General features: G+C 68.1%; 19 protein-coding genes and 2 tRNA genes. 2 read left to right on the plus strand and 19 right to left on the minus strand.

Annotation, left to right across the window (positions count from 1 at the left end; genetic code table 11):
* Positions 1-27: 27 nt before the first annotated feature.
* The gene (locus QM789_RS00420; protein WP_420350029.1) at positions 28-207 is read right to left on the minus strand and encodes a DUF3553 domain-containing protein; all 180 of its coding nucleotides are present in this window, start codon (positions 205-207) and stop codon (positions 28-30) included.
* Between the two features lie 25 nt (positions 208-232).
* On the opposite strand from QM789_RS00420, the gene QM789_RS00425 reads away from it, so the two are divergent.
* Entirely contained in the window at positions 233-844 is a 612-nt protein-coding gene (locus QM789_RS00425; protein WP_420350030.1) for a histidine phosphotransferase family protein, read from the plus strand.
* Between the two features lie 5 nt (positions 845-849).
* Here QM789_RS00425 and QM789_RS00430 read toward each other — a convergent pair whose 3' ends face one another.
* From QM789_RS00430 to QM789_RS00485, 12 genes are all read right to left on the minus strand, one after another.
* Positions 850-2,115, minus strand: coding sequence for a glutamate-5-semialdehyde dehydrogenase (locus tag QM789_RS00430; RefSeq protein WP_420350031.1), 1,266 nt, complete (start codon positions 2,113-2,115; stop codon positions 850-852).
* A gap of 72 nt (positions 2,116-2,187) precedes the next feature.
* A tRNA-Asp gene (locus QM789_RS00435) sits at positions 2,188-2,264 on the minus strand.
* A gap of 29 nt (positions 2,265-2,293) precedes the next feature.
* Positions 2,294-2,370, minus strand: a tRNA-Asp gene (locus QM789_RS00440).
* Between the two features lie 141 nt (positions 2,371-2,511).
* Positions 2,512-4,731, minus strand: coding sequence for a PAS-domain containing protein (locus QM789_RS00445; RefSeq protein ID WP_420350032.1), 2,220 nt, complete (start codon positions 4,729-4,731; stop codon positions 2,512-2,514).
* A complete protein-coding gene (locus QM789_RS00450; RefSeq protein WP_420350033.1) occupies positions 4,728-5,867 on the minus strand; it encodes an FIST N-terminal domain-containing protein in 1,140 nt (379 codons plus the stop codon). The genes QM789_RS00445 and QM789_RS00450 overlap by 4 nt, the downstream gene beginning before the upstream one ends.
* A 21-nt stretch (positions 5,868-5,888) precedes the next feature.
* A complete protein-coding gene (locus QM789_RS00455; protein ID WP_420350034.1) occupies positions 5,889-6,572 on the minus strand; it encodes a response regulator in 684 nt (227 codons plus the stop codon).
* A gap of 83 nt (positions 6,573-6,655) precedes the next feature.
* The gene (gene cysE, locus QM789_RS00460; protein WP_420350035.1) at positions 6,656-7,474 is read right to left on the minus strand and encodes a serine O-acetyltransferase; all 819 of its coding nucleotides are present in this window, start codon (positions 7,472-7,474) and stop codon (positions 6,656-6,658) included.
* Positions 7,475-7,543: 69 nt separating this feature from the next.
* Positions 7,544-9,055 (minus strand): amidase, encoded by a 1,512-nt coding sequence (locus tag QM789_RS00465; protein ID WP_420350036.1) that lies wholly within the window; start codon positions 9,053-9,055, stop codon positions 7,544-7,546.
* A complete protein-coding gene (locus tag QM789_RS00470) occupies positions 9,042-10,250 on the minus strand; it encodes a D-serine ammonia-lyase (protein ID WP_420350037.1) in 1,209 nt (402 codons plus the stop codon). The genes QM789_RS00465 and QM789_RS00470 overlap by 14 nt, the downstream gene beginning before the upstream one ends.
* 38 nt (positions 10,251-10,288) lie before the next feature.
* Positions 10,289-11,086 carry a family 1 encapsulin nanocompartment shell protein gene (locus QM789_RS00475; RefSeq protein ID WP_420350038.1) on the minus strand — a complete coding sequence of 266 codons (798 nt, stop codon included), beginning with the start codon at positions 11,084-11,086 and terminating at the stop codon, positions 10,289-10,291.
* A 1-nt stretch (position 11,087) separates the two neighbouring features.
* Positions 11,088-12,074: a Dyp-type peroxidase gene (locus QM789_RS00480; RefSeq protein WP_420350039.1), complete on the minus strand. Its 987-nt coding sequence runs from the start codon at positions 12,072-12,074 to the stop codon at positions 11,088-11,090.
* Positions 12,075-12,131: 57 nt separating this feature from the next.
* Entirely contained in the window at positions 12,132-14,240 is a 2,109-nt protein-coding gene (locus tag QM789_RS00485; protein WP_420350040.1) for a heavy metal translocating P-type ATPase, read from the minus strand.
* 78 nt (positions 14,241-14,318) lie between these two features.
* Between QM789_RS00485 and QM789_RS00490 the strand changes: the two genes are divergently transcribed.
* A complete protein-coding gene (locus QM789_RS00490) occupies positions 14,319-14,741 on the plus strand; it encodes a MerR family transcriptional regulator (protein ID WP_420350041.1) in 423 nt (140 codons plus the stop codon).
* Here the strand turns inward: QM789_RS00490 and mnhG are convergent, their stop codons facing one another.
* Genes mnhG through QM789_RS00520 form a run of 6 tightly spaced genes read right to left on the minus strand, consistent with a single transcriptional unit; the run spans position 14,742 to position 20,694 of the window.
* On the minus strand, positions 14,742-15,077 hold the full coding sequence (gene mnhG / locus QM789_RS00495) for a monovalent cation/H(+) antiporter subunit G (protein WP_420350042.1): 336 nt from the start codon (positions 15,075-15,077) through the stop codon (positions 14,742-14,744). It abuts the gene before it with no gap.
* The gene (locus tag QM789_RS00500; protein WP_420350043.1) at positions 15,074-15,355 is read right to left on the minus strand and encodes a K+/H+ antiporter subunit F; all 282 of its coding nucleotides are present in this window, start codon (positions 15,353-15,355) and stop codon (positions 15,074-15,076) included. Before QM789_RS00500 ends, mnhG begins: the two co-directional genes overlap by 4 nt.
* On the minus strand, positions 15,352-15,837 hold the full coding sequence (locus tag QM789_RS00505) for a Na+/H+ antiporter subunit E (protein WP_420350044.1): 486 nt from the start codon (positions 15,835-15,837) through the stop codon (positions 15,352-15,354). The genes QM789_RS00500 and QM789_RS00505 overlap by 4 nt, the downstream gene beginning before the upstream one ends.
* Positions 15,834-17,471, minus strand: coding sequence for a monovalent cation/H+ antiporter subunit D (locus tag QM789_RS00510; RefSeq protein ID WP_420350736.1), 1,638 nt, complete (start codon positions 17,469-17,471; stop codon positions 15,834-15,836). Before QM789_RS00510 ends, QM789_RS00505 begins: the two co-directional genes overlap by 4 nt.
* Positions 17,471-17,812: a Na+/H+ antiporter subunit C gene (locus tag QM789_RS00515; RefSeq protein WP_420350045.1), complete on the minus strand. Its 342-nt coding sequence runs from the start codon at positions 17,810-17,812 to the stop codon at positions 17,471-17,473. The genes QM789_RS00510 and QM789_RS00515 overlap by 1 nt, the downstream gene beginning before the upstream one ends.
* Positions 17,812-20,694 (minus strand): monovalent cation/H+ antiporter subunit A, encoded by a 2,883-nt coding sequence (locus QM789_RS00520; RefSeq protein WP_420350046.1) that lies wholly within the window; start codon positions 20,692-20,694, stop codon positions 17,812-17,814. The genes QM789_RS00515 and QM789_RS00520 overlap by 1 nt, the downstream gene beginning before the upstream one ends.
* Positions 20,695-20,768 lie beyond the last annotated feature (74 nt).

Here is a 20,768-nt window from a genome sequence, read left to right on the forward strand (position 1 = left end):
ACATTTAACAATCACGTTAACCAAACGTCAACTTTGGTCCGAAATAACAAGAGAGAGTTGAACCCGCCGCCCATCAAGGACCTGCTTGCCCGCATGTTCAAAATTGACCGTGATCCTGTCGCCGATCCGCGACTGCACCTGCCCAATGCCCCAGTCCGGCGCCATGGGATTGCGGACCAGCATGCCCGGTTCGAGAAATTCGTTCATCCTGTCCTCTGCCTCGGAAAGACCCATGCTTGCTGAAACCCTCCCGGAAGAAGATCTCGTGGCGCTTGTCGGGTCGCGACTCTGCCATGACCTTATCAGCCCATTGGGCGCGATCGGCAACGGGGTCGAACTGCTCACGATGACGACCGGCACGCCAAGCCCCGAATTGCAGCTCATCGCGGAAAGCGTGGCAGCGGCCAATTCGCGGATCAAGTTCTTCCGGCTGGCCTTCGGGCGCTCGGGTGAACAGCGCATCGGCAAGCCGGAGATCGCAACGCTGATGACACAGTTTTCGCAGGGCAACCGGCTGCGGATCGACTGGCGCGCGGAGGGTGATTTCGCCCGGCAGATGGTGAAGCTCGCCTGCCTCGCGGTGCTCTGCCTCGAACCCGCGATGCCGCGCGGCGGCGAAATCACGATCGACTCCGACGCGCCCGACGGATCGGGCACATGGATGATCCGCGGCACCACGCTGCGCGTGAAGGAGGATCCCTCCCTCTGGGCCAATCTGGACGGCATGCAGAGCGAGGTCAGCCCGGCGCAGGTGCAGTTCGCCCTTCTCCCGCGGGAGGCGCGGGCCATGGGCCGGACGCTCGCCTGGGACATCGGCGAAACATCCGTCTCCATCACCTACTGATCCGCTCAGGCGCGGCAGGTGCCGTCGCCGGTGACCAGATATTTGAACGTGGTCAGTTGCTCCGCCCCCACCGGCCCGCGCGCATGCAGCTTGCCGGTGGCGATGCCGATTTCGGCGCCCATGCCGAACTCGCCGCCATCGGCGAACTGGGTCGAGGCATTGCGCATCAGGATCGCCGAATCGAGCCGGCTGAAGAAACGCTCCGCCGTGGCGTCATCCTCGGTCAGGATTGATTCGGTATGGCTGGAGCCGTAGCGCCGGATATGGGCGATGGCGCCATCCACCCCATCGACGATCCGCGCCGCGCAGATCATATCAAGGAACTCACGCCCGAAATCCTCGGGCGCGGCGGGCACCGTGCCCGGCACCTTGAGCAGATCGCCCTCGGTGCGCACCTCGACCCCCGCGCGGATCAGATCCTCGACCAGAACCGGCCCGTGTTTGTCGTAGAAAGCCCGGTCGATCAGCAGGCATTCCATCGCGCCGCAGATCCCGGTCCGCCGGGTCTTGGCGTTCAGCACGACCCGGCGCGCCTTCTCCGGATCCGCCGCGCCGTCGGCATAGATGTGGCAGATCCCTTCGAGATGGGCAAAGACCGGCACCCGCGCCTCGGTCTGCACCAGGCCGACCAGCCCCTTGCCCCCGCGCGGAATGATCACGTCGATATGCGCGACCGCATGCAGCATCTCCGTCACCGCGGCCCGGTCCCGCGTGGGCACGAGCTGCACCGCCGCCTCCGGCAGGCCCGCCGCGCGCAGCCCCTCGACCAGACAGGCATGGATCGCGCGCGAGGAATGAAAGCTCTCCGACCCGCCGCGCAGAATCACCGCATTGCCGGATTTGAGGCACAGCGCCCCGGCATCCGCCGTCACGTTCGGGCGCGATTCGTAGATCACACCGATCACGCCAATCGGCGTGCGCACGCGCTGAATATGCAGGCCGGTGGGCCGGTCCCATTCGCTGATCACCTGCCCCAGCGGATCGGGCTGCCCCGCAACCGCGCGCAGCCCGGCGACGATTCCTGCCACCCGGCCTTCGTCCAGCATCAGCCGGTCCATCATCGCCGGGCTCAGGCCCTTTTCCGCGCCATAGGCCATATCCTCGCCATTCGCGGCGATCACCTCGGCGCGGCGCTCCCAAAGCGTATCGGCGGCATGGTTCAGCGCCTGCGCCCGGGCCTCGGCTGGTGCATAGGACAGTTCGGTGGCGGCGGCGCGCGCGGCGGCCCCCATCGTGTCGATCAGGCTCCTGACGTCCAACTGGTCCTTCATGGCGGGCTCCTTTTCCGGAAGCTCCGTATAGGCGAAGGCCCCTGTCCGGGCAAGCACTGGATAAAGGAGACGTGGCGCGGTTGACGGGGCTCGAACCCGCGACCCCCGGCGTGACAGGCCGGTACTCTAACCAACTGAGCTACAACCGCACGTCAGGCCCGGGCGATCCAGAGGGAAGTGGCGCGGTTGACGGGGCTCGAACCCGCGACCCCCGGCGTGACAGGCCGGTACTCTAACCAACTGAGCTACAACCGCTCTTCCCTTTCCCGGATCGCCATCCGGGCGTGTGGGGTGTTTACGCGGGGGGGGCGATGCCGTCAAGCGCCCTGTGAAAAAACTTTCACTTTTCCGCGCGAAGATTTCCCGTGGCGCCCGAAACCGCGTGGATACAATACTTTAGCCACCCCGCCGCAGCGTTGCCAGCAACCCGGCGAGTTCCGCCGTCGGGATCGGCTTCGGCAGGATGCCGACCTGCATCTCCCCGGCGCGCTGGCGCAGGGCCTCGGAGCGATCCGCCGTGACGATCCGCGCCTGCACCGGGCCCAGCCGGTCGCGCAGCGCGGCGAGGGCATCGAGCCCGTCCATCCCCTCGCCCAGCTGATAGTCGATCAGGCACAGGTCCGGCTCCACACCCGTCGCCGCGACCAGTTCCAGCGCCTCCTCGGCAGAGGCGACATCCAGCACCGTCACCCCCCATTTCTCCAGCAGTTGCACCATGGCACGCGACAGTTCCGCATCATTCTCGACCAGCAGGACCAGAAGCTCCGCCTCCTCGGCCCCAAACGGCTCTGCCGGGACCGCCCCCGCATCAAGCGGCGGCTGCCCCGCCGCCCGCGTCAGATGAACCCCGAAGGTCGAGCCCCGCCCCCGGCACGAGCGCAGCGACAGTGGATGGCCAAGCAGCGCCGCCGCCCGGTCCACGATCGCCAACCCCAGCCCCATCCCCTCCGAGGCCGAGGCATGGGCATCCACCCGGTGGAATTCGCGGAAGATCAGATCCTGATCCTCATCGGCGATGCCGGGGCCGGAATCGCGCACCTCGACCAGAATCTGCGCCCCGCGCGGGCGTGCGGCAATCAGCACCCGGCCCCGCTGCGTATAGCGCACCGCATTCGACACCAGATTCTGCAAGATCCGCCGCAGATAGGCGCGATCCGACAGCACCACCGCATCGGTCGGACGGATCCGCAGATCCAGCCCCTTCTGCGCGGCCAGCGGCGCATATTCGTCGGCCAGCGCCCGGAACATCGGGCCAAGCGCCACCGGCCCGACATCGACCGCCGCCCGCCCCGATTCCAGCCGGGAAATATCGAGCAGCGCGCCCAGAATCCCCTCGACCGAGCCAAGCGCGCCCTGCACCTTGCCCAGCGTCGCCCGCGCCCCCGGCGTCAGCGCATCATCCCCCAGCGAGGCCAGATAGAGCTTCGCCGCCGACAGCGGTTGCAGCAGGTCATGGCTCGCCGCCGCAACGAAGCGCGAGCGCGAGGCATTCGCCCGCTCCGCCCGCTGCAACGCGTCCTCCAGTTCCAGCGTCCGCTCCATCACCCGCGCTTCCAGCGTCTCGTTCGCGCGCGACAGCGCCTGTAGCGCGGCACGCTCGGCGGTGATGTCGCTCAGCGACAGCACAAACCCGCCATCCGGCAGTTCCTGCGCGAAGATCTCATAGACCTGCCCGCCCTCGCGGGTGACCTCGATTTGCAGGTGATCGCGCCGGCGCACCCGCCGCACCCAATCCGCCAGACGATAGGCCGACAGCCCGTTCGGAAAGATGAATTGGTCTCGCACCTGTTCCAGCAGCATGTCGAAACGCATCCCCTGCCGCAGCCGCGTCCGCGCCAGCGTCAGGAAATCCGCGAGCCGCCCGTTCCACGCCAGAAGCTCCAGCCGCGCATCAAAGACGCAGACGCCCAGCTTCAGATGTTCCAGCGTCGCGCGCAGGATCTCCGCCTGATCGTCGAGGATCCGCCCCCGCTCGGCCCGCTCGCGCCGGATCAGGTCGGTGACCTCGGTCTGAAGGATCACCGTGCCGCCGTCCTGCGTGCGGTGTTCGGAAACCTGAACCCAGCGGTCCCCTCCCATCTGCTGCGTCAAGATGAAATGATGGCTGCTGTGGCGCGCCGCGCGCATCGCCACCCAATCGGCGGCGGTCATCCCCTCGGGCAAGCCCAGATGCCGCGATTCGGCCGCGATCCGCAGATAGTCCTGGAAATGCAGCCCCGGCAGCAGGCGGTGCCGGATATCGGACAGAAGCACGTTGAAGCGCGAATTGCACATCACCAGAATGTCGTGCGAATCGAACAGCGCAAAGCCCTCCTGCACCGTCTCGATCGCGGCGGCGAGGTTCTGCCGCGCGGCCTCGGTCTCGCGGTTGGCCTGCGCGAGCTGCGCATTCGAGACGTTCAGCAGGTCGAGCGCGCGTTCCAGATCCCGCGTGCGTTCGCGGACCTGATCTTCGAGCATCGCGGCGCGCTGAAAATGGGCATAGGCGCTGCCGCTCTCCGCGCGGGTTTCCTCGGCATGGCGGATCAGCGCCTCGGCGATGACGCGCAGCTTTTCGTTCTGCCGCGCGAGGCTGTCATCCGGGCTGACCAGCGATTGCGCCAGCCGCCCCGTCATGGCACCACCCCCGGCGGGTAGAACGCGAAACCGGTCAGCGTCTGGTTCACATGCATCGCGCCGATCTGCTCGCCATAGGTCGAAAAGCCGCTGACCCGGTGCCGCGCGAGAATGTCCGAAATGTCGCGCACCTGCTGCCGCCCCTGGGCGTCGATCTTGCGAAACAGGCAGTCAAACCCGAGGATCGCCGAGGGCGCACCATTGCGGGCCAGCGCCGTCAGTTCCTGTTGCAGGTGATCCGCCATATTCCCCGGCGCCGCCAGCGTCAGCACCAGCCCCTCCGCCACCGCGGAAAAGAACAGCAGCGACCCGTCCGCCTGCACCCCCTGCACCGCCCGCGCATGATGCCGCCCGCCCGCGCGCACCATCACCGGATGCGCGGCAAAGACGAAGGGCGAAAGCAGATCCGGCGCCACCCCCATCAGCCGGGCATATTCCCGCGCGGCCGGTTCGTCGTTGATCCGGCTGACGATGCGGCGCGCGGGATCGGCCTCGGTCACCACCATGCAGACCGGGGTCGGATTCAGGTTGTCGAGCGAGAACGGCCGCACCGCGCCCCGGCTACGGATCAGCACCAGCGCCGCCGCATTTTCCATCACCCGGCCATGGGCATAAAGCAGCGTGCGCCGGAACTGTCCGCCATCCGCCGCCGACCCGCCCGCCATCGGCACCGCGCCAAGCGCGCCGGACAGCGCCGCGACCAGCCCGTCCTCCTGCCCCGAAAGCCCGTCGACCAACAGCACCGCGCATTCATGCGGCAGATGCGCCGCCCGCAGCGACAGCGCCTGCCGCGCCCGCAGCAGATCCGCCACCACCTGCCGCGCGTCCAGCCGGTCGATACGCTCGAACACCAGCACCTCGGTCTCGAACCCGCCCGCCGGAAGGGCGAAGGCCACCGCCTGCCCCTCGTCATAGCCCTGCGCCGTGATCTCCCCCGCCGTGGTGCAGCCGCAGATCGTCGCACGCGGGAAAAGCTGCGCCGCGCGCCCGCACAGCGCGGCCAGATCGGCGCCCGGACTGACGAAAAGGCACAGATGCGCGAAGGGCCCCGGCCCCAGATCCCGCGCCAGACGCTCCATCGCGTCGGGCAGATCCGCCGGGACCGACGCCGTGCGCGGGCTGTCGGTCACTGTCATGATATCCTCCCGGGCGGGAGACTAGCGCGACGCGCCCGCTTCGGGCAAGCCGGTGGCCTGCGCCTCGCGCGCCAGAAGCACCGCCTGCGTCCGGCTGTACACGCCCAGCTTGCGCATGATCGCGGTGATATGGGCCTTCACCGTGGTCTCGGCGATCGACAGGTCATAGGCGATCTGCTTGTTCATCTTGCCCGCGCAGATCTGTTCGAGGATGTTCGCCTGCTGCCGGGTCAATTGGCTCAGGCGGCGGATCGCCTCGTCCTGTTGGCTCGGCGGGGCGGAAAGCGCTTCGGCGGAGCCTTCGGGGACGAAGATGTCGCCGCGCGCGATGGCGGCGAAGGCCCGCCGGAACAGATCGCGCTGCGAATGTTTGGGCACATAGCCCGCCGCCCCGGCAATGATCGCGGCCCGGATCACCCGGGGTTCGTCGACCGAGGACACCACCACCACCGGCACCTCGGGCGCCGCCTGACGCAGCTGCATCAGCCCCTCCAGCCCGTTCACATCGGGCAGGTTGAGGTCCAGCACGATGACATCGGGCCGCAGCCCGCCCTCCAGCGCGGCGAGCGCGGCGCCCAGCCGGTCGGCCTGTTCCAGCCGCTCGATCCCCGCCACCGCCTGTAGGGTCATGCCAAGCGCATCGCAGAACAGCGGATGGTCATCCACGATCAGCGCCGCGCGAAAATCCTTCCGATCCGGTGTCATGTCGTCATCCAGGAAAAAGGCCGGGTCATTGGCCCAGCCTATCAAGCCCCGGGGACCGGCGCATACTGTCCTAAAGTCGCACCCTATTCGGCACAGTCGCAGCCCTTCAGCCGGTGATCCATCCGCACCGCGGGCTGATCGCAACCGGCCTCGCCCACGATCTTTGCCGGCACGCCCGCCACGGTCTTGCACGGCGGCACCTCGCTCAGCACCACGGACCCGGCGGCGATCCGGCTGTTGTCGCCCACCCGGATATTGCCCAGAACCTTCGCCCCCGCGCCGATCAGCACACCATTGCCGATCTTCGGATGGCGGTCCTCTTCCTCCTTGCCGGTGCCGCCCAGCGTCACCGAATGCAGCATCGAGACATTATCCCCCACCACCGCCGTTTCGCCGATGACGATGGAATGGGCATGGTCGATCATCACGCCCTTGCCGATCCGCGCCGCCGGGTGGATGTCCACGCCGAACACTTCTGAGGTGCGCATCTGCACGAAATAGGCCATGTCGCGCCGCCCCTGCACCCACAGGTGATGCGCGATGCGATAGGATTGCAGCGCCTGATAGCCCTTGAAGAACAGGATCGGTTGCAGGAACCGGTGGCACGCCGGATCGCGGTCATAGACCGCCACCAGATCCGCCCGCGCCGCCGCGCCCAGGTCCGGATCGCTGCCATAGGCCTGATCGGCGATCTCACGCAGGATCTGCTCGCTCATCTCGCCCGAGGCGAGCTTCAGCGAGAACCGATAGGCCAGCGCGCGTTCCATCGTCGGATGGTGCAGCAGCCCGGCATGGATCAGCGCCCCCAGAAGCGGCTCGTCGCGCACCGCTTCCACCGCTTCCGCACAGATCCGGCTCCACACCGGATCGACGGCGGTCACTTTGGCTCGCATTTCGGCCATTTCAGGGCTCCCCAGACAATTGCGCCGCGAACCTAGCATATAGCGCGCGGGACGGCTAGGCACAGGGCCTCAGGCAAGGCTCAGGAAGCCCTCCGCCGCGGAAATCGGCGGTGCGGCCCGCAGCGCGGCGAAGTCGGGCGCGCGCGGCGCCAGGTCCGGGATCCCGGCGATCACCGCTTCGAGTTCCGCCGCCACCGCCAGCACCTCCCGGTCGCCATGCCGGCGGCCCACGACCTGCAAGCCGAAGGGCATGGCGTTCGCGTCGAACCCGCAGGGGATGATGATCGAGGGATGCCCGGCCAGCGTCGTCGCATAGGCCAGCGCCAGCCAGTGATAATAGCTTTTCGTCGCCACCCCGTCGATTTCCGCCGGGAACAGTTCGCGCCAGCAACGCGGGCTGATGGTGACGGCGGGGCTGATCAGGATGTCCCACTCTTCGAAGAACGCCTGCCAGCGGCGGTGATAGGCGCCCTGCCCGATCAGCGCGCGGGCAACATCCTCGGCGCTGTAGCCCCGGCCCTCGGCGACGTTTTCGGTGACATTCGGGCCGACCAGTTCGGGCCGCGTATCGACATAGCCCGCGTGACGGCCCAGGAATTGCAGCGCGCGCAGCACGGCAAAGATCCGGTCGGCATCGGTGCAATCGGGCGTGGCCTCCCCGAACCGGCCCCCGAACTGGCCAAGGAAGGGCGCAAGCTGTGGCAGCACCTTGCGGAAATGCGCGCGCACGATGCTTTCCGTGGGGGCAAAGCCGAAATCCTCGGTCGCGGCGATGCGCAGCGTGGTCAGGTCGCGGCGCGGCAGGTTGGCGAAGCCCTCGGGCTCCCACAGCGTGCGACCGCCGATCACCTCGGTATACGGGTCATCGCGGTCCGGTCGCGCCATCACCGAGAGCATCAGCCCGACATCGGCCACGCTGCGCGCCATCGGCCCCGCGCTCGGCAGCGGGATCAGCGCGGTGCCGCGCTCCGGCCCGGGCACGACGCCTGGGCTGGGCCGAAAGCCGACCACGCCGCAGAAGGCCGCCGGGTTGCGCAGGCTGCCGCCGGTATCCGATCCGGTCGCCAGCGGCGCATAACCACAGGCCAGCGCCACCGCCGAACCACCCGACGACCCCGCACAGCTGCGCGACAGGTCATAGGGATTCACGGTCACGCCATAGACCCGGTTGCGGGTATTGCCGCCCGCGCTCCATTCCGGAACGTTGGTCTTGCCGATCGGCGCCGCGCCCGCCGTGCGCAGCGCCGCCACGATCGGATCGTCCCGGGTGGCGATATTGCCCGCGTAGATCTCCGAGCCGAAGGTGGTGGGCAGGCCCGCGACGTCGATCATATCCTTCACCGCCACCGGCAGGCCGTGCAGCGCCCCGAGCGGCGCGCCCGTCATCACCGCAGCCTCCGCCGCCTGCGCGCCGCGCCGGAGCCCGTCGAAATCCCGCGCGATCAGGGCGTTCAGCGCCGGGTCCAGCGCCTCCACCCGGGCGATGCAGGCTTCGGCCAGTTCGACCGGCGAGAGCTTGCGGCGCGCGATCAGCCGCCGGGCCTCCAGCGCGCCAAGGTCGGCGGGATCAGTTGCGGTCATCTTCGGTCTCCCTGCGGCCCCTGTCGAGAAAATCCTGATACTGGTCCTCGGGCACGAAGGCGCCGCCCGTGGCCCAGATCACATGCGTGGCCCCAAGGCCCACCCGCCCCGGCCCGGCGAAACCCGCCGCCGCCGAAGGCTCCAGCCGCAGCCCCTGCCCGGCGGCAAAGGCCAGCCAGCGGAACAGGTCACCGTCGGTGACCGTATAGACCCCCGCCAGCCGGTGCCGCATCCGCTCCGCCACCAGCGCGGACATCGTGGCGACCGCCATGCCATCGGCCTCGGTCCGGTTCGTCAGGCCGTAGTCATAGACCGACACCGGCACCCCCGGCCCCCGCATCATCTGCACCAGCGCCGAAGGCGCCTGCACCGGCTCGACGAAGAACGGATGCACCGCCGCGCCCCAGACCCCGCGCGCGCCCTGCGCGATCCCGCCCGGCGCACCGCCGATACCGCAGGGCAGATGCAGCACCACCGGCGCTTCGGGCGTGGGATGAACGCCCGCCGCCGCCAACTGCCCCGCCAGTTCCCGCGCCGCCGCCGAATAGCCGCGAAACAGCCGGATCGAATCCTCGTCATCGACGAAATAGCAGGCGGGATCGGCCGCAGCCGCCGCCCGCGCCGCCGCCACGGCGGAGGTGTAATCCGTCCGGTGCTGCACCACCTCCACCCCCCGGTCGCGCAGCCGCGCCACCTTCCAGGGCTTTGCATCCGACGACATATGCACCACCGCCCGGCAGCCAAGCGCCCGCGCCGCGATCCCGACGCTCAGCCCGAGGTTCCCGGTCGACCCCACCGCGATCGTCCGCCCGGCCAGAAACGCCGAAGCCCGCAACAGGTCGCGCGGATCGTCCCCCACGACACCGGCGGCCCGCGCTTCGGCCAGCATCGCGGTCACGACCTCGAAGACACCGCCGCGCGCCTTCACCGATCCGGCAACCGGCAGGGCATTGTCCGCCTTCACGAAGACCCGGCCCGGAACGCCAAACGCCGCCGGGTCCAGTTCCACCAGATCCGACGCGATCACCCCTCCGGGCAGGTCGGGGAACAGCCCGGCCAGAACCGGCGCAATCTCCCGCCACTCGGCCAAAGCCTGCGCCAGATCCGCCGCCGCCTGCGGATCGTCCCCGGCCCGGAACCCGGGGTTTCGCCACAGAACCGGCCGCCCGGCCTGTATCTCCGCTTCGATCGTCACCGCGTCCTCCTGCCGTTTCGCCGCGGGCGCAACCGTTCTCAGGGTTCCAGAACCACCACCGCCTCGGATGTCTGCATCTGGAAGGTCAGCGTTTCCTGCAAATACAGCGTCACCGTGTCGGCATCGTGGCTCAGATAGCCGATCGAAATGTCCTGCCCGAGCCAGAGGTCGAAATCCCCGCCGCGCGTCGTCATCAGCGCGCCGCCGGTGAGCGCCTGGCTCCAGACCACCGGCGCATCGACCAGCTTTTCTAGATGCTCCAGCACCGGATAGCCGTCATCCGCGCCGCCCGTCGCCTCGGTAAAGGCCGCCGTGCCCAGAACCAGCGCATAGGGCCCGTTCACCCCCGCCAGACGCAGCGCGCTCACCGCCCGGGCAACGGCCTCGGGGTAATCGGCGACGCTCGACGGCAGCGGCATGACCGGGTTGCTGCTTTCGGGCAGGATGCCCCTGATCCCGGCCTCCGTGTAGCCGTTGAAGACCAGCCGATCCTCGGCCAGCGCGATCTGCCGGGCGGCGTCCTTCAGCGGCTGCCAGTCGCTGTCGTTCGAGCCGCGCGTCACATCGTCCACCGCCGCGCGCGACAGCACGAAGGGCACGCGCAGTTCCACCAGCGGATTGACCACCCGCTGCGCGCACAGAACCCCCTCGGCCAGCGCGGCGGACGGGCGCAGATGCCCGGTGCCCACCGCCGACAGGTCGAACCCCTCGGGCCCGTGCAGATCGGCGATCCGCCGCGCGCCCAGATAGCGGGTCAGCGTGCGCTTCGCCTCTTCCTCGATCTGACCCCAGGCGGCGTCGCTGATCGGCGCAAGGGCGCGGTGCAGGTTGTCCATCTCAATTCTCCCCTTTCAAGGATCCCAGACCCAGCGACCCGGCCTGTGCCGGCGTGGGTTCCGCCGCGCCGATCCGTTCCAGCAGATCGGCCGACGGCACGAAGAACAGGCAGCCGGTCACCGCCCGGCTGACGTCCAGAATACGGTCGTAATTCCCCGGCGGATTGCCGACGAACATGTTGCGCAGCATCGTCTCGATCCGCCCCGGCTCGCGCGCATAGCCGATGAAATAGGTGCCCGATTCCCCGCGCCCGATCGAGCCGAAGGGCATGTTGTCGCGCAGGATCTCCAACTGGTTCCCATCGGCATCCGAGATATTCGTCAGCACATTATGCGCATAGGGCGCCTTCTCGGCATCCGGATATTCGATATCCGACAGCTTCTGACGGCCGATCACGCGTTCCTGCGCCTCGACCGGCATCGCCTCCCATGTCGTCATGTCATGCAGATATTTCTGCACGATGACATAGCTGCCGCCGGTGAACTCCGGATCCTCGTCGCCGATCAGAACGGCCTCGGTCAGCGCGGCGCCCTGCGGGTTTTCCGTGCCATCGACAAAGCCCAGAAGGTCGCGGTTGTCAAAATACTTGAAGCCCTGCGTTTCGTCCGCCACCGTCACGCCCGGGCCAAGGCGGCGCATGATCTGGCTGGCGAGTTCAAAACAGTAATCCAGCCGCGAAGCCCGGATATGCAGCAGCAGATCGCCGGGCGTGGCGGGCGCCTCATGAACACCCGAAATCGCCTGAAACGGATGCAGCCCCGCAGGCACCGGGCTCAGCCCCAGCCGCCCCCAGAGCTCCGCGCCGATGCCCAGAATACAGCTCAGCCCCGCCTCGGCGCTGCGAAACCCCACCGCCTTGACCAGTGAACCAAGATCGGCGCAAAGCGCGCGGGTCGCGTCCACGCCTGTTTCCGAAACCGTAAGCGTGAGGAAGATCGCGCTGTGCGTCAGCCCGGTTTCGACGGGCTGAATTCCAACTGATGACATGCACTGTCCCCTTTTTCGCGCCACAGTAGACCCGTTGCCCGCGCACGAAAAGCGCATTCATCCCCGCTCCGGATCGAAGGCCAAGAGCCGGAGCGCATTCAGCGTGACCAGAACCGTCGCCCCGGTATCCGCCAGAATCGCGGGCCAGAGCCCGGTGATACCCAGCACCGACGTCACCAGAAACACCGCCTTCAGCCCGAGCGCGATGCCGATATTCTGCCGGATATTGCCCATCGCCGCCCGCGCGAGCCGGATCAGCGCGGGCACATCCGCCACCCGGTCGCGCAGGATCGCCGCATCGGCGGTTTCGAGCGCGACATCCGTTCCCGACCCCATCGCCACGCCGACATCCGCCTGTTTCAGCGCCGGGGCATCGTTGATGCCGTCGCCGATCATCATCACGCCGTCCATCGCGCGGATCGCGGCCAGCTTGTCCTCGGGCAGCATCTGGGCGCGGTAGCCCATGCCCAGATCGCCCGCAATGGCGGCGGCGGTGCGCGGGTTGTCCCCGGTGAGGATCGTCGCGCCGATCCCCATCGCGTGCAACTGCCGCACCGCCTCGGCGGCATCCGGGCGCGGTTCGTCGCGCAGCGCGATCAGGCCAAGCGCATCACCGCCCAGCGTGACCACCACCACCGTCTTGCCCTGCGCCTCCAGCGCCTCGCTCACCGCAGGATCGACCCGGCCGGTGGCATGGACAGGCGCGGCGACCTCGGCCCGCTGGCCCTCGACCTCGGCCACGACGCCCTTACCCGGAATCGCGCGCCCACCCGAAGACACCGGCACCGCGATCCCCTCCGCCCGGCGCAGAATGGCCCGTGCCAGCGGATGGCTCGACCCGGCCTCGACCGCCGCCGCGATGCGCAGCACCCCCTCGGCATCCCCCCGCAGCGGAACGACATCGGTCACCACCGGCGTGCCCCGGGTCAGCGTGCCGGTCTTGTCAAAGGCGATGTGGCGGACCTTCGCCGCCGCCTCGATCACCACGCCGCCTTTCATCAGCAGCCCGCGCCGCGCCCCCGTGGACAGCGCCGAGGCGATCGACGCCGGCACCGAAATCACCAGCGCGCAGGGGCAGCCGATCAGCAACAGCGCCAGCCCGCGATAGACCCATGTCCCCCAGTCGCCGCCGAACATGAGCGGCGGCACCAGCACGACCAGCGCCGCGATCCCCACCACCGCGGGCATATACCAGCGGCTGAACCTGTCGATGAACCGCTCGGTCGGGGCGCGGCTCTCCTCGGCCTCCTCCACCATGCGGATGATGCGCGAAATCGTGTTGTCGGCGGCGGCCTTCGTCACCCGCACGCGCAGCGCGGCCTCGGTGTTGATCGTCCCGGCATGGACCGGCTCGCCGGGGCCACGGCTGCGCGGCACGCTTTCGCCCGTCACCGGGCTTTCGTCGATGCCGGAAGTGCCCTCGATGATCTCGCCATCCGCCGGGATCCGGTCGCCCGGACGGATCAGCACCACCTGACCGGGGGCCAGCGCCTCGGCCGGAACCTCCCGCACCGTGCCATTGGTTTCCAGCAGCGCGGTCTTCGGCACCAGCGCGGAAAGCGCCCGGATCCCCTGCCGCGCCCGGCCCGCCGCGACACCTTCGAGCACCTCGCCCACCGCGAACAGGAACACGACCAGCGCCGCTTCCTCCGCCGCGTTGATCGCCAGCGCGCCGATGGCCGCGATCGTCATCAACCCCTCGATGGTGAAGGGCTGCCCCAGCCGCAGCGCCGCCCAGGCCCGCCGCGCCACCGGCACCAGCCCGATCAGACAGGCCAGCGCAAAGGCCCATGGCCCGGCCTTGGGCGCCACCACCTCCACCGCCGCCGCGACCAGCAGCAGCACGCCCGAGACCAGCACCAGCCGCCCCTTCGCCCCGCGATACCAAGGCTGATCGGGGTCATGCCCGTGCCCGTGGCCATGGCCGTGCGCGTGATCATGATGCCCCGCCTCCACACCATAGCCAAGCGCGCGGACCGTCTCCTCCACCCGTTCGCGCGGGGTCTGCGCCGGGTCCAGCCTCAGCTTCAGCTTCTCCGTCATCACCCCCACATCGACGTCGCTCACCCCCGGCAGACGCGCGACGGCCTCGCGCACCTTCGTGGCGCAGGACGCGCAATCCATCCCCGTCACCTTGATTTCACAGTGAATTTCGTCCTTAGCCATCACGTCACTCCGGAAGTCCTTGATCTGAGCGACTCGGAACCTAATGTCTCTAGCAACTATAGCTTCAAGGGGTTTCGCATGCTGACGATCGGAAAACTCGCGCAGGAGACCGGGGTGAAGGTGCCGACGATCCGTTATTACGAGCAGATCGGCCTGCTGCCGGAGCCCGAGCGCAGCGCCGGGAACCAGCGGCTTTACGGCCCGGCGCAGTTGAACCGGCTGCGCTTCGTGCGCCATGCGCGTGCCCTCGGCTTTCCGCTTGAGGCGATCCGCGACCTGCTGTCGCTTTCCGGCCGTCCGGATCAGCCCTGCGCCGCCGCAGACAGTATCGCGCGCGAGCAACTGAGTGCCGTGCGCGCGCGGATCCGGCAGTTGCAGGCGCTGGAAAGCGAGTTGGAACGCATGGTGGCGCAATGCGACCACGGCGCAATCCGCGATTGCCGCGTGATCGAGGTGCTGGGCGATCATGCGCTCTGCGCGCATGACCACGAGGAGCCGTGATCAGTCTTCGGCCACCGGCGGCGCATCCGGCTCGCCATGGGCGCGGTCCCGCTGCACGGCGGCGCGGCCCAGCAGCAGCATGGTGACCGGCGTGGTGATCATCACGAAGATGCCGATGATGATTTCATGCAGGACGGGGCGGCTCTCGGTCCAGCTGAAATAGCCCATCGAGGCCAGCACGATCGCCCCCGTCCCCCAACTGGTGATCAGCGAGGGCGCGTGCATCCGCTGATAAAACCCCTTCAGCCGGAACAGCCCGGTCGCGCCCACCAGCGCCAGCGTGCTGCCCACCACCAGCAGGACCGAGACCGGAATCACCACCCAAAGCGGCATCATTCGATCACCTCGCCACGAAACAGGAATTTCGCCAGCGCGACCGAGGTGATGAAACCCATCGCCGCCATCACCACCGCCGCCTCGAAGAAGAAGCCCGTGCCCATCCGCATCCCCGACACGATGAACAGCAGGAGCGTGCAGGCATAGAGCGAATCCGCCGCCAGAACGCGGTCCTGCGCGCGTGGGCCGTGGATCAGCCGGGCCGCGCAGATCAGCGCCGCCACCGCCAGCGCGACCTGCGCATAGACCAGGGCAAGGGAGAGGATCGTGGCGCTCATCCGAAAATCTCCAGCAGGGGTTGTTCGTAACGGTCGCGGATCAGCACGGGCCAGTCCGCCTCGCCCACGTCGAGGACATGCAGCAGAAGCTCGCCGGTCTCGGGGTCGAAATCGACCCAGACACTGCCCGGCGTGGCCGTCACGATCAGCGCGAGGATCGCCAGTGGCGCCGGCTCGCGCAGCCGCAGCGGGATCCGCAGGAAACCGGAGCCGCGCTCCGGCCCGCGCAGGCCGAACAGGATGCGCCGCCCGACATTCACATTACTGACCGCGATGTCATAGCCGACGATGAAGAACAGCGGGATAATCCGCCACCATTTGTTCAGCCGCGGCCCCGCGGGCTGCACCGTCGCCATCGCGCGGCCCGCCGCCAGCGCGACCACCCCGCCCAGCAGCAGATGGCCGATGGAAAACCGCGTCAGCAGCAGCCACATCAGCAGCAGCGCCAGCGACACCAGAGGATGCGGAACGAGACGCTTCACGGGCTGGCCTCCTGGCGCGCGGCCTCCTGTTCCACCGAAGGCGCGGCCAGCACGCCGTTCGCATAAACCGACGGGTTCAGCAGCGATTGCGCCGTATCTTCCATATAACGCAGTGTGTCCTGCCCCTTCAGCGTCATCAGCACGATCATCCCCAGCAGCACGACCACCGGCACGATTTCCAGCGCCAACACCTTCGGCACCGCGCCCTCGGACGCCCAGAAGGTCTGGATCCCGATCCGCGCCAGCCCGATCAGCGTGGCGAAACCCGACAGCAGCAGCAGCGCCCCGAAGCCCCAGCCGAGCGGCGCGGGCAACGAAGGGTTGTCGAGCAGACCGGACAGGATCGCCACCTTGCCGACGAACCCCGACAAGGGCGGCAGACCGGCCAGCACCAGCACGCAGCCCGCGAAGCTCAGCCCCAGAACCATCAGCGTGCCGGGGATGGCAAAGCTCATGTCCGGCACGTCGTCATCCTCTGGCTGGTCGATGCCATAGGCATCCGCCGTGAGCGCGAGCAGCGCGGCGATGCCGCCTTCCTCCCGGCTCATCGGTTCGATCAGCAGGAACAGCGCCCCGGTCGCGATCGTCGAACTGACGAGGTAATAGAGCGCCCCGCCCAGCATCTTTTCGCCCCCGCCCATCAGCGCGAGCCCCGTCACCGTGAGCAGCGTGCCCGCCGAAAGCAGCACCAGATGCGCCGTCATCCGCCCCAGCCCCTGCGAGGCCAGCGTCCCCGTCATGCCGAAGATCATCGTCAGGATCCCCCCGGCGATCAGCACCTCGGCGCCGAAACCGACAGACGCCCCCGCCGTCGCCCCGAAGGTCAGCATCGAGAGCCGCAAGATGACATAGACGCCGACCTTGGTCATGATCGCGAACATCGCGGCCACCGGCGCGGCGGCGGCCATATAGGCCGTCGGCAGCCAGAAGGACAGCGGCCAGATCCCCGCCTTGACCAGAAACGCCAGCCCGAGCAGCGCCGCCCCGGTGCGGAACAGCGGCAGGTCGGCCTGCGACATCCCCGCGACGATCTTCGACAGATGCGCCATGTTCAGCGTGCCCGCGACGCCGTAGATCAGGCTGACCCCGATCAGGAACAGCAGCGACGCGGCCAGGTTGATCGCGATGTAGTTCAGCCCCGCGCGGACCCTCAATTGTCCCGAACCGTGCAGCACAAGGCCATAGGAGGCCGCGAGCAGCACCTCGAAGAACACGAAGAGGTTGAACAGATCCCCGGTCAGGAAGGCACCGTTCAGCCCCATCAGCAGGAACTGGAACATCGAATGGAAATGCTGGCCCTGCTTGTGCCAGCCCGCCGCCGCATAGATCAGCACCGGAATCGCCAGCAGCGCCACCAGCATCAGCATCATCGCCGCCAGCCGGTCCAGCACCAGGATGATGCCGAAGGGCGCCGTCCAGTCGCCCAGCAGGTAGAACGACGTCTCCCCCCCGCCCATCAGGCCCTCGCCCTTGGTGCGGCTCATCAGTTCGATCGACACGATCAGCAGCGCGACCGCCGAGGTCATCGCGATGCCCAGCTTCGCCTTCCGCTGCCGCTCGTCATACAGCAGCATCAGCGCGCCCGCGATGAAGGGAATGACGATCGGCGCGATCATCAGGTGTTGCGCGGCGATCATTCCTTTTCCTTCCCGTCAACGTGGTCGGTACCGGTCATGCCCCGCGAGGCCATCATCACCACCAGAAACAGCGCCGTGGTGGCGAAGCTGATGACGATGGCCGTCAGCACCAGTGCCTGCGGCAATGGGTCGGCATAGCGCGTCGGATCGACAAAGCCGCCCTTGGGCATGATCGGCGGCTGCCCCACCGTCAGACGCCCCATCGAGAAGATGAACAGGTTGACGGCATAGCTGAGCAGGCTGAGCCCGACGATGACCTGAAACGTCCGGGGCCGCAGCAGCAGCCAGATCCCGGAGGCCGACAGGATCCCGATCGCGGCGGAGAGGATCAGTTCCATCAGACGGCCTCCTTCCGGTCTTCTTCTTCGGCCTCGCGCATCCGCGCCGCCCGCAGCGACTGGTGCGCGATCGCGATCAGCATCAGCACGGTGGCACCGACGACCAGCGCGAACACCCCGAGGTCGAACAGCAGCGCGGTGGCCAGCGGCGTCTTGCCCACCAGCGGCAGATCGACATAGCGCGCATGCGCCGTCAGGAACGGATAGCCGAACAGCCACGCCCCCATCCCCGTCGCCCCCGCCACCAGCAGGCCGAAGCCCATCCAGCGGATCGGCAGCACGGTGATCCGCGCCTCCACCCATTTCACATTGGTGGCGATGTATTGCAGCAGCAGCGCGATGGCGATCGTCACCCCGGCCGAGAAGCCACCCCCCGGCAGGTCATGGCCGCGGAAGAACAGATCCGCCGCAAGGACGATCAGCACCGGGAACATGTATTGCATGATCATCGCAGGCACATAGAGGTAGGTCGCCAGCATCTTCGACGTCGAGCCCTTTTGCTGATCGGGCGCGGCGATCGCCTCGGGCGCGGGGCGGAAGCGGCGCAGCAGGGCATAGACCGTCAGCCCCACCACCGCCAGAACGGTGATCTCGCCAAAGGTATCGAAGGCGCGGAAATCGACGAGGATCACGTTCACCGTATTGGTGCCGCCGCCCTCGTAATAGGCATTGCGCAGGAACCAGTCGCCGATATTGGGCACCAGCGGCCGCGTCATCACCGCATAGGCGATGACCGCGATCCCGGTGCCCGAGGCGATGGCGATGACCAGATCGCGCCCGCGCCGGATCCGCGCCGACAGCAGCCGGTCGCCCGGGAATTCGGACCGCCGCCGCGGCAGCCAGCGCAGCCCGAGGATCAGCAGCACCGTGGTGACGATCTCGACCAGAAGCTGCGTCACCGCCAGATCGGGCGCCGAGAACCAGGCGAAGGTGAGGCAGGTCACCGTCCCCGCCCCGCCCAGCAGGATGAGTGCGGCGAAACGCTGATACTTCGCCTGCCAGGCGGCGGCGATGGCGCAGCCCGCCCCCACCAGCCACATCAGCCCGAACGCCATCCCCGGCGCCGTGTGCCGCAGCCGCGGCCCGACCCAATCGTGCCCCCACAGCGTCACCGTCGCCGCCGCCAGCGCCAGCAGCACCATCAGCCGCAGTTGCGGTTGCAGCTTTTCCGTCGAAATCTGCGCATAGAACCAGCGCGGCCATTTCCAGCTGAGCCGCAGCATCAGCCATTCGTAGATCTTCTGCCCCCGGATCACATGCAGGAGCGGCGGCCCCTCCGGCCCCGCCGCGACCCAGCGGCCGGTGACGGCATAAAGCACCACCCCCAGAACCAGCGCGACGAGGCTCATCACCAGCGGCTTGTTGAACCCGTGCCAGACGGCGATGTCGTAATGCGGCGTTCCCGGCCCGATGACCGCGCCAAGCGCGACATTCAGCACCCCGCCGATGGTCTGATCCGGCACGATCCCCAGCACGAGGCAGACCAGCACCAGCAGTTCGACCGGGCGGCGCATCCAGTGCGGCGGCTCGTGCGGGGTCTTCGGCAGGTCCGTCGCCACCGGCCCGAAGAAGACCGAAACGATGAACCGCGCCGAATAGGCCACCGCCAGCACCCCCGCCAGCGTGGCGAGCCAGGGCAGCGCATTGTCGAGCCAGGTGCCGTTGTGCCAGCCCACCGCCTCGGCGAAGAACATCTCCTTGGAGATGAAGCCGTTCAGCAGCGGCACCCCCGCCATCGCCGAAGCGGCGACGATCGCCAGGATCCCGGTGAAGGGCATCACCCGGATCAGGCCGGACAGGCGGCGCATGTCGCGGGTGCCGGTCTCGTGATCGACGATCCCCGCCGCCATGAACAGCGAGGCCTTGAACACCGCATGGTTCACGATGTGGAAGATCGCGGCCAGCATCGCCGCCGGCCCGCCGATCCCCGCGAGCGCCGTGATCAGGCCCAGATGCGAGATCGTCGAATAGGCCAGCAGCCCCTTCAGGTCATGCCGGAACAGCGCGATCGCCGCGCCGATGACCAGCGTCGCCATCCCGGTGCCGGTGACGACATAGAACCAGATGTCGGTGCCGCCGAGCGCGGGCGAAAACCGGATCAGCAGGAACACCCCCGCCTTCACCATCGTCGCCGAATGCAGGAAGGCGGAGACCGGCGTCGGCGCGGCCATCGCCCCCGGCAGCCAGAAATGGAACGGGAACTGCGCCGATTTGGTGAAGGCGCCGAGCAGGAACAGCCCGACCACGACCAGATAGAGCCGGTGCCCCCGGATCAGATCCCCCGCCGCCAGCACATCGTCCAGCCGGTAGCTGCCGACGATCTGCCCGATCAGCAGCATGGAGGCCAGCAGCGCGACGCCCCCCCCGGCGGTGATGATCAGCGCCGTGCGGGCGCCGTCCCGCGCATTCGGATTGCCGACCCAATAGCCGATCAGCAGGAAGGAAAAGAGCGATGTCAGTTCCCAGAACACCACCAGCATCAGGATATTGCCCGAGGTCAGCACCCCCAGCATCGCCCCCGTGAACGCCAGCAGGAAGGAATAGAACCGCGGCACCGGATCCGTCTTCGACAGGTAATAGCGCGCATACAGCACCACCAGCCCCCCGATCGCCAGCACCAGCGTGACGAACATCCACGCAAAGCCGTCCATCCGGAAATCGAGGTTCAGCCCGATCGTCGGCACCCATTCGACCAGACTGCGCAGCACGACCCCCTGCATCACCGTGGGGTAGAGCCCGACAAGGATCACCAGCCCCCCGAGCATCGTGAAGCCCGAGAGCCATGCGGCGGCGTTATGGGCATTCACCGGCAGCGTCGCCGCCACGACCGCCCCGAGGAAGGGCAGCAACACCAGGATCAGGAGCAGGTTCTGTTCGATCATCGTCGGGGGGCGTTCTTTCCGGTCAAGCTGCGCATCCTTCCCCCGCGCACAGGACCGAAAGACGCAAAGACATG

This window comes from Paenirhodobacter sp. (genome assembly GCF_047600745.1).
Classification (GTDB): Bacteria; Pseudomonadota; Alphaproteobacteria; order Rhodobacterales; family Rhodobacteraceae; genus Rhodobacter.

Excerpts from the sequence above, each read along its gene's own strand:
- QM789_RS00420 (WP_420350029.1), bottom strand. The coding sequence starts at position 207 with ATGAACGAATTTCTCGAACCGGGCATGCTGGTCCGCAATCCCATGGCG.
- QM789_RS00425 (WP_420350030.1), top strand. The coding sequence starts at position 233 with ATGCTTGCTGAAACCCTCCCGGAAGAAGATCTCGTGGCGCTTGTCGGG.
- QM789_RS00430 (WP_420350031.1), bottom strand. The coding sequence starts at position 2,115 with ATGAAGGACCAGTTGGACGTCAGGAGCCTGATCGACACGATGGGGGCC.
- QM789_RS00445 (WP_420350032.1), bottom strand. The coding sequence starts at position 4,731 with ATGACGGGGCGGCTGGCGCAATCGCTGGTCAGCCCGGATGACAGCCTC.
- QM789_RS00450 (WP_420350033.1), bottom strand. The coding sequence starts at position 5,867 with ATGACAGTGACCGACAGCCCGCGCACGGCGTCGGTCCCGGCGGATCTG.
- QM789_RS00455 (WP_420350034.1), bottom strand. The coding sequence starts at position 6,572 with ATGACACCGGATCGGAAGGATTTTCGCGCGGCGCTGATCGTGGATGAC.
- cysE (WP_420350035.1), bottom strand. The coding sequence starts at position 7,474 with ATGGCCGAAATGCGAGCCAAAGTGACCGCCGTCGATCCGGTGTGGAGC.
- QM789_RS00465 (WP_420350036.1), bottom strand. The coding sequence starts at position 9,055 with ATGACCGCAACTGATCCCGCCGACCTTGGCGCGCTGGAGGCCCGGCGG.
- QM789_RS00475 (WP_420350038.1), bottom strand. The coding sequence starts at position 11,086 with ATGGACAACCTGCACCGCGCCCTTGCGCCGATCAGCGACGCCGCCTGG.
- QM789_RS00480 (WP_420350039.1), bottom strand. The coding sequence starts at position 12,074 with ATGTCATCAGTTGGAATTCAGCCCGTCGAAACCGGGCTGACGCACAGC.
- QM789_RS00485 (WP_420350040.1), bottom strand. The coding sequence starts at position 14,240 with ATGGCTAAGGACGAAATTCACTGTGAAATCAAGGTGACGGGGATGGAT.
- QM789_RS00490 (WP_420350041.1), top strand. The coding sequence starts at position 14,319 with ATGCTGACGATCGGAAAACTCGCGCAGGAGACCGGGGTGAAGGTGCCG.
- mnhG (WP_420350042.1), bottom strand. The coding sequence starts at position 15,077 with ATGATGCCGCTTTGGGTGGTGATTCCGGTCTCGGTCCTGCTGGTGGTG.
- QM789_RS00500 (WP_420350043.1), bottom strand. The coding sequence starts at position 15,355 with ATGAGCGCCACGATCCTCTCCCTTGCCCTGGTCTATGCGCAGGTCGCG.
- QM789_RS00515 (WP_420350045.1), bottom strand. The coding sequence starts at position 17,812 with ATGGAACTGATCCTCTCCGCCGCGATCGGGATCCTGTCGGCCTCCGGG.
- QM789_RS00520 (WP_420350046.1), bottom strand. The coding sequence starts at position 20,694 with ATGATCGAACAGAACCTGCTCCTGATCCTGGTGTTGCTGCCCTTCCTC.